10 protein-coding genes are annotated in these 12,516 nt (G+C 64.2%); 5 read left to right on the plus strand and 5 right to left on the minus strand.

The window, feature by feature from the left end; genetic code table 11:
• Positions 1-65 precede the first annotated feature (65 nt).
• Complete coding sequence (locus LQG66_RS14380) at positions 66-950, plus strand: metallophosphoesterase family protein (RefSeq protein ID WP_231326871.1); 885 nt, start codon at positions 66-68, stop codon at positions 948-950.
• Positions 951-965: 15 nt separating this feature from the next.
• Here the strand turns inward: LQG66_RS14380 and LQG66_RS14385 are convergent, their stop codons facing one another.
• Together LQG66_RS14385 and LQG66_RS14390 are read right to left on the minus strand one after the other, a co-directional pair.
• A complete protein-coding gene (locus LQG66_RS14385; protein WP_231326872.1) occupies positions 966-1,514 on the minus strand; it encodes a hypothetical protein in 549 nt (182 codons plus the stop codon).
• 235 nt (positions 1,515-1,749) lie between these two features.
• Positions 1,750-1,956 carry a DUF4170 domain-containing protein gene (locus LQG66_RS14390; protein ID WP_006612464.1) on the minus strand — a complete coding sequence of 69 codons (207 nt, stop codon included), beginning with the start codon at positions 1,954-1,956 and terminating at the stop codon, positions 1,750-1,752.
• Positions 1,957-2,157: 201 nt separating this feature from the next.
• Here LQG66_RS14390 and LQG66_RS14395 point away from each other — a divergent pair, with 201 nt between their 5' ends.
• The gene (locus tag LQG66_RS14395) at positions 2,158-3,603 is read left to right on the plus strand and encodes a helix-turn-helix domain-containing protein (protein WP_231326873.1); all 1,446 of its coding nucleotides are present in this window, start codon (positions 2,158-2,160) and stop codon (positions 3,601-3,603) included.
• 816 nt (positions 3,604-4,419) lie between these two features.
• Here the strand turns inward: LQG66_RS14395 and LQG66_RS14400 are convergent.
• The 3 genes from LQG66_RS14400 to LQG66_RS14410 form a co-directional block, all read right to left on the minus strand.
• Positions 4,420-6,369 carry a caspase family protein gene (locus tag LQG66_RS14400; RefSeq protein ID WP_231326874.1) on the minus strand — a complete coding sequence of 650 codons (1,950 nt, stop codon included), beginning with the start codon at positions 6,367-6,369 and terminating at the stop codon, positions 4,420-4,422.
• A 7-nt stretch (positions 6,370-6,376) separates the two neighbouring features.
• Positions 6,377-6,814, minus strand: coding sequence for a hypothetical protein (locus LQG66_RS14405; RefSeq protein ID WP_231326875.1), 438 nt, complete (start codon positions 6,812-6,814; stop codon positions 6,377-6,379).
• Between the two features lie 171 nt (positions 6,815-6,985).
• Positions 6,986-7,675, minus strand: coding sequence for an L-2-amino-thiazoline-4-carboxylic acid hydrolase (locus tag LQG66_RS14410; protein ID WP_231326876.1), 690 nt, complete (start codon positions 7,673-7,675; stop codon positions 6,986-6,988).
• 173 nt (positions 7,676-7,848) lie between these two features.
• Here LQG66_RS14410 and LQG66_RS14415 point away from each other — a divergent pair, with 173 nt between their 5' ends.
• The 3 genes from LQG66_RS14415 (at position 7,849) to mdoH (ending at position 12,509) form a co-directional block, all read left to right on the plus strand.
• On the plus strand, positions 7,849-8,472 hold the full coding sequence (locus tag LQG66_RS14415) for a LysR family transcriptional regulator (protein WP_231326877.1): 624 nt from the start codon (positions 7,849-7,851) through the stop codon (positions 8,470-8,472).
• Between the two features lie 405 nt (positions 8,473-8,877).
• Positions 8,878-10,383 (plus strand): glucan biosynthesis protein G, encoded by a 1,506-nt coding sequence (locus LQG66_RS14420; protein ID WP_231326878.1) that lies wholly within the window; start codon positions 8,878-8,880, stop codon positions 10,381-10,383.
• Positions 10,371-12,509 carry a glucans biosynthesis glucosyltransferase MdoH gene (gene mdoH / locus LQG66_RS14425; protein ID WP_231326879.1) on the plus strand — a complete coding sequence of 713 codons (2,139 nt, stop codon included), beginning with the start codon at positions 10,371-10,373 and terminating at the stop codon, positions 12,507-12,509. The genes LQG66_RS14420 and mdoH overlap by 13 nt, the downstream gene beginning before the upstream one ends.
• The last annotated feature ends 7 nt before the right edge of the window (positions 12,510-12,516 follow it).

Below are 12,516 nucleotides of genomic sequence, written 5' to 3' on the forward strand. Positions count from 1 at the left end.
CATGAGGGATAGCACGACATGACAGCCGGGCGCGCTCGCATCCACATTCGGCGCAGAGGCCGCTGATGGCCGCCTTCACGCTCGCCCATCTGTCCGATCCGCATCTCGCGCCGTTGTCGCGGCCGCGACTGTCCGAGCTCGCCGGCAAGCGTGCGCTCGGCTATCTCAACTGGACGCGCAACCGCTACAAATATCATCGCCGCGAGGTGCTCGACCTGCTGGTCTCCGACCTGCATGCGCAGATGCCGGACCAGATCGCGGTCACCGGCGATCTGGTCAATTTCGCGCTGGAATCGGAATTCCCGCTGGCACAGGCCTGGCTCCGGACGGTCGGCCCGCCCGACAAGGTCACCGCGATCCCCGGCAACCACGACGCCTATGTGCGCTCGACCCGGCTGCGCTTCGCCGAAAGCTTCGCCTCTTATTTCGGCGGCGATGGCGAGGGACCGGCGACCTTTCCCTCGCTGCGCCGGCGCGGGGCGCTGGCGCTGATCAGCCTGTCCTCGGCTGTCCCTTCGGCCCCATTCCTGGCGACGGGCCGGCTCGGCAGCGCGCAGCTTGCGGCGCTCGAGCAGTTGCTAGGATCGCTCGGCAACGAGCAGGCGTTTCGCGTATTGCTGGTGCATCATCCGCTGCGCTCGGCCAATCGGATGAAGCGGCTCACCGATGCCCAGGACCTCATCGCCCTGCTCGCGCGCCACGGCGTCGAGCTGATCCTGCACGGCCACGACCACGTGCATTCGACGATCTGGATCGACGGTCCGGAACGCAAGATTCCGGTCGTGGGTGTCCCTTCCGCCTCCTCGATCGCGCACGGCCATTATCCGGCCGCGGCCTACAACATCTTCGCCATCTCCCGCGACGGCAATCACTGGCGCTGCGACATGACCGTGCGCGGTGTCAACGAGGCGATGCGGGTGCGCGAAATCCGCGAGATCCGCCTGCTCTGAAACGCGGGCCGCGCCTCAGATCTGCTGCAGACTCGCATAGAATGCGACCCCGAACAGCGACAGCACGCCAAACACGAAGCCGAGCACGAACGGCCAGAATCCGCCGCGCCGCCGCGGCGTCTCGCCGAGCACCGGCGCCTGGACACGCGCCACGGCGAAGGCGCGCTCGCGCTCGACCATGCGACGCGCGACGTAGTCCGTCACCGCCTTCACGATGCCGCCGAGATCGTGCGACTCCGCGAGCACGATGCGACCGTTGCGTGTGTCCTGCACGAATCGATACTGCCGCTTGTCGCGGCCCATCACGACGTGGGCGACGACGTCGATCCACAACCGCGGCGTCTCGCCCTGGCTGATGCCACGATCGAACAGATCGATATGGTTCGGAATCTCGGCGAACAGCGGGTCGAGCGCGTCGTTGAGAATTTCGAGCCGCGCCACCTCGGCGTCGCGCAGATCGACCACCACGCCCGTTCGGTCTGCGGCCTCGATGCGGGCCTGGCGCAGCGCCTCGCGCAGGCGCACGGGACCGGATTCACTGCTGCTGTCGGGCGCCTCGGACATCGCTCACGCTTTCACGTTTTGGCCCTGGTTCCGCCAGGTTCCCACCCATTAACCTAGCAGTAACCCAGTATTCCGCAAACCCCTTTCATCTTCAATGGGTTATAAGCACGCTGCCGTAACCACAAAACGGACGTGGGCGGCCCCCTCCGGTGTGACCCGGCTGAGACCGCCCCGTCCTTGGGCTCTTCCTCGAGCTTATTCAAATACCCGGCAATGCATTCCTGAAACGACCGCCTCAGGCGGCCGGAGCGCGCTGCGGCTCCTCGACGATCGAGAACCGCACGCCGGCCTTGTGCCGGTTCTCCTCGGACACCTCGCGCCAGCAGTCCTCGGCTTCCTTGCGCGACTTGAAGGGGCCCTTCACCTGGGCCGAACCTTCCACCAGCTTGTGGAAATTCATCGAGCCGAACTCGCCGCCAATCACCCAGAAATTGCTGGTCATGAGACCCTCCTTCAAACCCCGTCACAACTTTGACAGAGCATTGCGAATTGCGTGACAGGAGATAAACGCGAATCCGGACGTTTCGTATAGATGGCTTGTTTCCGAATGGTGATGTCATGTAACATCATTACTTGTAACGAATGTAATTTTGTAATTATTGTCACAAATTCGGTCGTTGGATGACCTCGAAGGGAGCGCGCGATGCCCGGTGAATCCGGAAAGAAGCTGTTCGTCGGCCCGCGCTTCCGGCGCATCCGCCAGCAATTGGGACTGTCGCAGACCCAGCTTGCCGAGGGGCTCGGCATCTCGCCGAGCTATGTCAACCTGATCGAGCGCAACCAGCGCCCGGTCAGCGCCCAGATCCTGCTGCGGCTGGCCGAGACCTACGACCTCGACCTGCGCGACCTCGCCACCGCCGACGAGGACAGGTTCTTCGCCGAGCTCAACGAGATCTTCTCCGATCCCCTCTTCCGCCAGATCGAGCTGCCCAAACAGGAGCTGCGCGATCTCGCCGAGCTCTGCCCCGGCGTCACCCATGCGCTGCAGCGGCTGTACGCGGCCTACACCGAGGCGCGGCGCGGCGAGACCCTGGTGGCGGCGCAGATGGCCGACCGCAACGAGGGCGCGCGCTTCGAGGCCAACCCGATCGAGCGCGTCCGCGACCTCATCGAGGCCAACCGCAACTATTTCGCCGAGCTCGAGCAGCAGGCCGAGAGCTTGCGCGACGCACTCGACGTGCCGGCCGAAGGGCTCTATGCGGCGCTCGCGGCGCGGCTGCGCGAAAAGCATTCGGTTCAGACCCGTGTCATGCCGGTCGACGTCATGCGCGAGACCCTGCGCCGTTACGACCGCCATCGCCGCCAGTTGCTGATCTCCGAGCTCGTCGACGGGCCGGGCCGCACCTTTCAGCTCGCCGTCCAGCTCGGCATGGCGGAATGCCTTGCCCCATTCGAAGTCATCATCGGACGCGCCGGCGCGCTCGACGACACCTCGCGCCGGCTCTATCGCATGACTCTGGCGAGCTACTTCGCCGCCGCGGTCATGATGCCCTACGCCCCCTTCCTCGCCGCCGCGGAAGCGCTGAGCTACGACATCAACGTGCTGGCGCAGCGCTTCAACACCGGGTTCGAACAAGTCTGCCATCGCCTGACCACGCTGTCGCGCCCCAATGCCCGCGGCATTCCGTTCTTCATGCTGCGGGTCGACAATGCCGGCAACGTCTCCAAGCGCTTCTCGTCCGGCACCTTTCCGTTCTCCAAGTTCGGCGGCACCTGCCCGCTGTGGAACGTGCATTCGACCTTCGACACGCCGGACCGGCTGTTGAAGCAGGTGATCGAGCTGCCCGACGGCTCGCGCTATTTCTCGATCGCCCAGATGGTACGCCGTCCGGTGGCGCCGCATCCGCATCCGCAGCCGCGCTTTGCGATCGGCCTCGGCTGCGAAATCCGGCACGCGTCCCGCCTCGTCTATGCCGCCGGCACGGATCTGGAGAAGGCCGAGGGCACGCCGATCGGCGTCAACTGCCGGCTGTGCGAACGCGAGAACTGCGCCCAGCGCGCCGAGCCGCCGATCACGCGGACGCTGATCCTCGACGAGACCACGCGGCGCGTGAGTTCGTTCGCCTTCAGCAATGCCAGGGAGCTGTAGCGTCACCGCTCACTCCGCCGTCATTCCGGGGCGCCCGCAGGGCGAACCCGGAATCCATTTGGCCGCAGGCCGGGCTGTGACATGGATTCCGGGCTCGCGCTGACGCGCGCCCCGGAATGACAGTGAGTGTTTGGCACCCATCCATCCACGTCATTGCGAGGCGCCCTTGCGCCGAAGCAATCCAGAATCGCGCGCGGGATTCTGGATTGCGTCGCTTCGCTCGCAATGACGCGGAGACACATGGGATCACTCTCTCGCGGCGCATCTGCGTCCGAGTTTTGCTGATAGCTCGCCCCCTTCAATCGTGAGGGCGCAGGGAAGACCGGGAGCTCGCCGCCCCCATGGCCCCCGTGCGGAAAAAATGCACGGGGCAGGAACCACAGGTTCGGCTGGGACATCCCGGCCCTCCCTGCGCAATGGCTTTACGGCTTACTCCGCGCTCTCCCCAGGGACCGGCTGTCTTGCCCCTGTCGTCCGCAGCTACTTCAGCGCGAACTTGGCCTCAGCATCGGGAGACCAGGACCACACGGCTTGACCGTGCGCATCGGATTGTCCGTCGGCATGATGACTCACGCTGCAACCCGACACGCCCATCGCATCCCGCACCCAACGCTCGTGACGACCGCGAAACGCCCCTCAGATCGAGGCGGGATGAATGGAGGAAAACACAATTTCCGATAAAGCGAAAGAAAAATATTTTTCGACTCGGATCTGGACAGAGGTGATCGATTTGAAAAGACTGATAAAAACAGTTTCGAGCGCACGGAGCAAATTCGCTTCTGCACGGCATTGGAGCCGAGCAGGAGTTGTCGGCGACTATCTCTTCGTCACCGTCTGCAGGACGGTGCCGATGACCTCCATCATCACCTTCTGCTGCTCGAGCTTCTGGACGCGATCCTTCTCCGCCTGCTCCAGCTTGGCCACCTCTGCCTGATAGCATTGGGCTGCGCCGAGATGTCCCAGCTCCGACGCCCTGCGACAGAGCTCCATCTTGGTTTCCGACGGATTCGCCGCAGTTGCCTGCCCCCGATCGATCATCTCGGCAAGACTGACCATGGAATCGACGTCACCGGCCTGCACCCCGGACCGAAACATCGACACCGCCTGCGCCGGATTGTTCTTATCAGTCAGCTGCATCCAGCCGAGATTGTCGAAGGACGCGGGATACCGTTTCGACACCAGGTCTTGAAAGAGGGTGAATGCGCGCGCCCGGTCCGAGAACTGCAAGCTGCGAGCCAGCTGATACTTGAAACGCAGCTCGTTCGGGCTTTGCTTTGTTGCCGCCTCGCACGTCTTCACGGCTTCAGCAGCCTGGGACTTCAGAACCGCAAAGGAGACACCCGGGCCGACTTTGTTCTTGTCATTCGGATTGGCTGCAAGCTCGTCGCAATGCTGTCCCGCCCCCGAGGCCCGCGCCGCCTCGGCCTCCCTCAACTTCCGATCCTCTTCCTGCTTCTTCGCAAGAGCATCTCTGGCAGCGGCATCACGCGCCTCGCGCTCCGCCTTGGATTTCTCCAACTGCTCCTTCTCCTTCTTCAAGGCCTCCGCTCGCTCCGTCGTCAGCTTCTGAAACTTCTTCGCTTCTTCACTGGTGAACGGCAACAGCTTCTCGCCCGAGCGCGGGTGAAAGCCGGGTCCATCGAAGAATTCATACTCTTGATCGAAGCGGGAGAACCACAGCAGAGGCTTGCCGTTCGCGGGATCGAACAGGACCGTATACGCATCGAGCGTCACCCGGCCCGGAATCCGCGCCGGATCGCCCCCGCCCTGCGGCTTGCCGCCAGGCACACCGGCCTGCCCATCGTGTCCCTTCGGGACTGGATCTCCCGTCTTCTGCGGCGCATCCGGCGCCCTCGCGGCCACTTTTTCGAGCCGCTCCTTCTGCAGAAAAAAGAACTCGCCCGCATTGTTCTTCGCGCTGAGCAGGTACTGACGCGGTGACATCCGGCGCTTCATTCCGGTCGTGGACCGATACTCGTCTATGGAACGGCCGACATCGAGCATGATTTCGCTCAGAGACGCGACGCCGTCGGGAGCCGGCCTCCTCGTGCCGCGCGCAGCCTCGATGAATGCTTTCGTGAACAGACTTTCGCCCTGGCTCGCGAAGCTGAGTTCGTCCTCCACGCCCGCCGTCACCAATTGATGGGCGGGTTGCGAGAGACGGCCGATGGTCTGATCCCTGACAGTCCCCTTGACTTGCAGCGCGGCGAGGCCGCTGAAGCATGCATCGAGGATGAAGAGACTGTGCCGCGACTGGCCGACATTCTCCGCCCATTGTATGACGCGCGGCATGTCCAGCATTTCATCCCAGTCCTCCTTGCCGGCGGGCTTCAGGATGAGGTATCCGCGCTTCGTGTCTCCGGCGAGTTTCCGGGTTTCTCCGTGGCCGGAGAAGTACAGCAGAACTCGATCATTGGCGCCGACGAGCTTCGGAAGTGTCTTTTCCATCAACGTCTCGATCCGCGACCGAGACGCCCGCTCATCCGTCAAAGTGACGATGTAGTCGAATCCGGCCTCGTCGCGCAGAAAGTCGCGCATCCGAGTGGCGTCTGATGCGGGGGCATCGAGCTTGGGATAGACGTCGTAGTCACCAATGCCAATGACGACGGCATAGCTCTTGCCGAATTCGTTGCTGCCGAAGAAATTCTTGTAGAGATCCGACCAGGATGGAAGTTCGGTTGGACGTATGTAGGTCTCATCGACACCGGCGCGGGCAAGACCGCAGGTCAAGGCGAGAATGGACAGCGCAAGCCAAGTTCGAAGCATGGGATGACTACCCCCTGCGATGCTGGATCACCTGAAGTGTCACGCTGACGACGCCTCCGAGAATGGAGATGATCGAGGAAACCAAAGACAGGCTGTTGACCCAATCCTCGCCGCCCTTGGCCTGAACGCCGGGCGGTAACCGGGTATCGAAATAGACATATAACAGGACCGCACCGAGCAATAGCAGCCCTACCGGCAATACCTTTTTCATCATCGATAAATCCGTCTGACTTCGTCTTGCACAGACTGAGATCACCACACTTGCTCGCGCAATCTGCGAGATGCCGCGATCGAACGAGCCGGATGCCTGCCTCCCGGTGTCATCATTGCACAGATCATCGGAAAGGGAATAGGAATAAGGACACAATCCGAGATTGAGGACAGCCGGGCCAATGAGCGGCGCTGTCAAAATCTCAGCGCGGCCCTGCCCCGGCGGCCATGACATCGCTCTTTCACCAGGGCAACCGATTACCTGAGCCGATGGAATGAAGGCCGCCCCTGCGAAGGACACCGGACCTCATGGAAGCTCCGATGCTTAACCAAGGTGCGCGGCATCCGGAAAGCTCTTCACATCCTGCACCCTGGCGAATGATCCGAACCGGACACGTGCGTCGTCCTAGTCCGACGGGAGCCGGGAGTATCGAAAATTGCAGTGGTTCGCGCCGCCGGCCAGGGTTTGTGTCCGTTCCAGGTGGATGCCTCGGGTTGCATAGGCGTCGAAATCGAGCCCACAAATGTTCGGCAGGATCTCTTTGTCTCCATGACGAGCCGCGAACTTGCAGAAACCGCAGGCTTTATAGTTGATGCCGAATTCGAAGTTGTCACCCGGGCCCGGCTCGACGAAATCGTAGATGAAATCCTCCGGAAACTCCTTCTGATGGCTTTCTGTGGCGCTCCTTATCGCCTGCTCGCGCAGGAAAGCCTGATTCTCCGACGACATGAAGTGGCGCCCCGAGGCGAGACGCTCCGCTTCCGGCACTGTGAGCAGTTGCGCCTTGTAGGTCTCCCGCTCGATTTCGCCGATCACGGACAGCGCTACGCCGTGTCGCCGCAGCACGCGGCCGATGGCCATGAAGCCGATGAGACGCATGAAGAACTCGGTCATGCGGCTTGCCGTGCCTCCGACATAGGGCATTTGCGTGAGCACGATTTGGAATTCGTCCATCACCTCCCGCCTGATGCCATCGATATCGGATAGATGCGCGCGCTCACGCAACATCGCGTCGGCAAGATCGAGGCGGTGGCGCATCGCGGCCTCCATGGCACCGCGCTCCGACTCGTAGAAGGGATGGATGATCTCAGCCATGGGACACCTCTCGAACAGGCCGCGCTCACGGACTTCGCTGGCGGACAGGATTTGCGGATTTGCGAACCGACCGTAGGCGGGGACACGAAGTCCACGCAAAGCATGGTTTCTTCGGCCAAGCGCTAGAAAATCTATTGCAAGGTGGCGGCCCGTCCGTGTCAGATTGCAGCGCGATGACCTACGCCCTTCCACCCCTCAACGCGCTCCGCGCATTCGAAGCCGCCGCACGGCATCTCAGCTTCAAGCTAGCCGCGCACGAGCTACACGTGACGCCCGCCGCTGTGGGACAGCAGGTGAAAGCGCTGGAGGGACGCCTCGGCGTCCGCCTGTTCGAGCGGCTGCATAAGCAGCTCATCCTGACCGCGGCCGGTCAGGCCTATCTGCCCGGGATCTCCGCCGGCTTTCGGCACATTGCGGAAGCGACCTCGCGCTTGAAACCGGCGGGTGCGGTGCTGCTGCAGTTGGGGGTCCATGGCGGCTTCGACCTCCGCCACCTCGCATTGGCGGAGTTCCGCGGCGCGCATGCGGACATCGGCTTGCGGGTGCTGCAGCCCGCCGGCCTGCATGAGTTGGTCGAAGGCAAGGTCGACCTGCTGATCGCCCGCGGTCTCGGCCACCATCCGGGCTATCGCTGCGATCGGATCGATGAGGGATCCGGTCTGGGGGATTGGCTGATTGCGCCTGAAGGCACCGCGGACTGTCCGGAGGTCGTCAGCTTCCGCGAATGGCTGCGCGCCGTCGCGTCCCGGACCTCGCTCGCAGGCCGCCCGCGTCTGATCGGCGTCATCGGAAGGTGAGGCGCGCGCCCGGTCGGGCGTCTGTTGAGGTCTCGTCCCAATCTTCATCGCCACGTCCGACGATCGCTCAGCTTGCGTTCATGACGCCTCGGACATGATGACTTGCAAGTTTCGCAAGCGATCGGCGGTTGGGTATCGAAACATGCGCCGGCTCCAGCAATCATCGCCGCTCGCAGCCACACATTCGCCGACCAGCGACATCAATTCCCCGTCGTATGTCAGCACCGCGCACGCGCATAGCGCGATCACGCCCCATCGGGCGAGGCGGTCTGCACATGCAGGGCGTACTTGCGCCAGGCCGGAGACCGCCGCGGCCCGCGCCACCGCGGCAACCTCAATTCGGGATGGAACCGCATGGCTCCAGAATGGTTGCTTCGCAGTTCCACGCAGAAAAGTGAGACTCAGTTGAATCGCCGTCAGTTCATTCAATCTGCGGCTGCAATCCCCGTCGCCGCATCGCTGGTGCGGGGCGCAGCCGCGGCAGCGCCTGCAAGCCAACCGTTCAATGCGGCCTATGTGCGCGATCTCGCGCGCAGCCTCGCCGCCAAGCCCTACGCCGCGCCGGACAATCAGCTGCCGGACGCACTGGCCAAGCTCGACTACGATGCCTATCGCTCGATCCGTTTCCTGCCGGATCACGCGTTGTGGCGCAGCGAGAATCTGCCATTTCAGGCGCAGTTCTTTCACCGCGGCTCCATCTACAAGGACCGGGTCGACATCTACGAGGTGTCCGACGGACAGGCCAGACCTGTGGCCTATCGTCCTGACGACTTCGCGTTCGGTCCGCAGGTCCCCGCATTCCCGGCGACCGATCTCGGCTTTGCCGGCTTCCGGATTCACGCGCCGATCAATCGGCCGGACTATTATGACGAGGTCTGCGTCTTTCTCGGTGCGAGCTATTTCCGCGCCGTTGCCAAGGGCGAGATCTACGGGCTTTCGGCGCGCGGGCTGTCGATCGACACCGGCGAAGCGAAGGGCGAGGAGTTTCCCGTCTTCAAGGCGTTCTGGCTCGAGAAGCCCGTGCCCGGCACCACCGCGATGGTGGTTCATGCGCTGCTCGACAGCAAGAGCGCGACCGGTTCCTACCGTTTCACGATCCGCCCCGGCGAGACCACCGTGTTCGATGTCGAGGCCTCACTGTATCCGCGCGTCGAGATCGGCCACGCCGGGCTGGCGCCGATGACCAGCATGTTCTTCTTCGGCCCCAATGATCGCAACGACGTCGACGACTTCCGGCCCGCGGTGCACGATTCCGACGGGCTTGCGATGTTCAACGGCAAGGGCGAGCAGCTCTGGCGGCCCCTGAGCAACCCGCGCGATCTGCAGGTCAGCGTCTTCAATGATCTCAACCCGCGCGGCTTCGGCCTGATGCAGCGAGAAAGACAATTCACTGCCTACCAGGATCTCGAATCGCATTTCGAACGGCGGCCGAGCCTGTGGATCGAACCGATCGGGGATTGGGGCGAAGGCGCGGTGGTGCTGTTCGAGATTCCGACCAAGCAGGAGATCCACGACAACATCGCCGCCTTCTGGCGGCCGAAGACGCCGCTCGCCGCCAAGGGCGAGCACAACATGACCTATCGCCTGCATTGGGGGCCGGATATGCCGAAGCCGCACGGGCTGGCACGCGTCACCCGCACCGGCGTCGGCGCGCGCGGCGAGGGACGACAATTTGTCCTCGAACTGGCGGGCGACATCCTGAAGGGCCTCGATCCGGGCGGCGTGAAGGGCGTGGTCAGCGCCGGGAAATCCGCAGTGACCGACATCGTCGCGCAGCCCAATCCCGAAACCGGAGGATGGCGATTGAGCTTCCAGTGCGCCGTCGAAGACGCGCCGGTCGAACTGAGGGCCGAGCTGTTCGTCGGCGACAAGCTGATCTCAGAGACCTGGATCTATCGATGGACGCCGTAAGCGCAAGGCTGCAGCGCCCGCCTCATGAGGGGATGGGCTCGGACTTCCTCCCCGCCGAGGCACCGCGCGAGATGGTGCCGTCGCCGCTGCATCACGCAGCGCCCGGCAGAGCCGAGATCAGCAGCGGGTGGCGCATCGCGCTCCGTCGCGGTCTCCTTCTTGCCGGCACCGCAGCCCTGACGTTCGCGGGCATCACCAAGATGTACGAGGTCGTCGAAGTCGGCGGCGTGACCGTGCTCGAGGGCCTGGTGCTTGCGCTGTTTTCCATTCTTCTCGCCTGGATCGCCTTCGCGTTCGTCACGGCGCTGGCCGGCTTCTGCCTGATGTTGGCGCGGCGGCAGGATACGATCCCGATCGACATCGACGGTCCTCTGCCCAGGCTCTCGAGTCGCACAGCCATGCTGCTGCCGACCTACAATGAGGATCCGGACGCCGTGATGGTGCGGCTGCGCGCGATGATCGAGTCGATCGCCGCCACCGGCCAGTCCGAGCATTTCGACTGGTTTCTGCTCAGCGACACCACCGATCCCGACATCTGGATCGGCGAGGAGGCCGCCTTTCTCGCCCTGCGCAAGGCCCGCGGCACCGATCGTGTGTTCTACCGGCACCGCGCCGACAATGTCGCCCGCAAGTCCGGCAACATCGCCGACTGGGTCCGGCGCTTCGGCGCGGCCTACGCGCACATGATCATTCTCGATGCCGACAGCCTGATGAGCGGGGCGACCGTGGTGCGGCTGGTCGACGCCATGGAGCGCGCGCCGCAGGCGGCGCTGATCCAGACCCTTCCCGTGATCGTCAACGGCACCAGCCTGTTCGCGCGGCTGCAGCAATTCGCGGGCCGGCTCTACGGGCCGATGGTCGCGGCCGGCAATGCCTGGTGGTACGGCTCTGAGGGCAATTATTGGGGACACAATGCCATCATCCGCGTGGCGGCGTTCGCGCAGGACGCTGCGCTGCCGGAACTACGCGGGCGCAAGCCGTTCGGGGGACATATCCTCAGCCATGACTTCGTCGAGGCCGCGTTGATGCGCCGCGCCGGCTGGGGGATCTACATGACCGTCGACCTCGATGGCAGCTACGAGGAGGTTCCACCGTCGCTGATCGACTACGCCGCGCGCGACCGGCGCTGGTGCCAGGGCAATCTGCAGCATCTGGCCGTGCTGCCGGCGCGCGGCCTGCATTGGGCGTCACGGCTGCATCTTCTGATCGGCATCGGCGCCTATGTCACCGCCCCCTTGTGGTTCGCCTTCCTCGTGCTCGGCATCCTGATCTCGCTGCAGGCCAATTTCGTCAGGCCCGAATACTTCCCGAAGGGCTTTGCGCTGTTTCCGACCTGGCCGGCCCAGGATCCGGTGCTCGCCGCCCAGGTCTTTGCCGCCACCATCGGCCTGCTCATGGTGCCGAAGCTGCTCGCCTGTCTCGCGACCCTGTTCACGCCCAGCAGGCGCCGAGGCTTTGGCGGCGGCTTGCGCCTCTGCTCCGCCGTGCTGGCGGAGACGGTGCTTTCGGCGCTGATCGCGCCCTCGATGATGATCTTCCAGTCGGTCGCCGTGATCGAGATCCTGCTCGGCCGCGACGCCGGCTGGCAGGTGCAGCGCCGCAGCGACGGCGGTGTCAGCCGGCGGGAGATCTATCGCAAGTTCGCGCTGCCGACGATCTGCGGCCTCGCCATGGCGGCCAGCGCCACCGCGGTCTCCGTGCCCCTGCTGGCCTGGATGTCGCCGGTCATCGCCGGGCTCGTGCTCGCCATTCCGATCGGCCTGCTCACCGCGGCCCGCGGCAGCGGCGCACGCCTGTTCACGACGCCCGAGGATCGTATCCCGCCGCGGGTGCTGGTGCGCGCCAGGGAGCTTGCGGATGAGCTTCGGCCGCGACGTCGAGCTGCGCTGGTCGAGCTCCGGCAGGATGCCGTGCTCCGCCGCCATCACGTGGACGCCCTGCCGGCGCCGCGGCCGCGCGAGCCGGGCGATATCGATGTCGACCTTGCCACCGCCAAAGCGAGGATTGCCGAGGCCGGCTGCTTCGAACAGGCGATCCGCTTTCTTTCCCGCCGCGAAACGGTCGCCGTGCTCAACGATCGAGCGGCGCTCGGGCAGCTGGTCGCGCTGCAGGCGTCCGAGCCCTGATGCCCCG

The sequence above is a fragment of the Bradyrhizobium ontarionense genome (assembly GCF_021088345.1).
Taxonomy (GTDB): Bacteria; Pseudomonadota; Alphaproteobacteria; order Rhizobiales; family Xanthobacteraceae; genus Bradyrhizobium; species Bradyrhizobium ontarionense.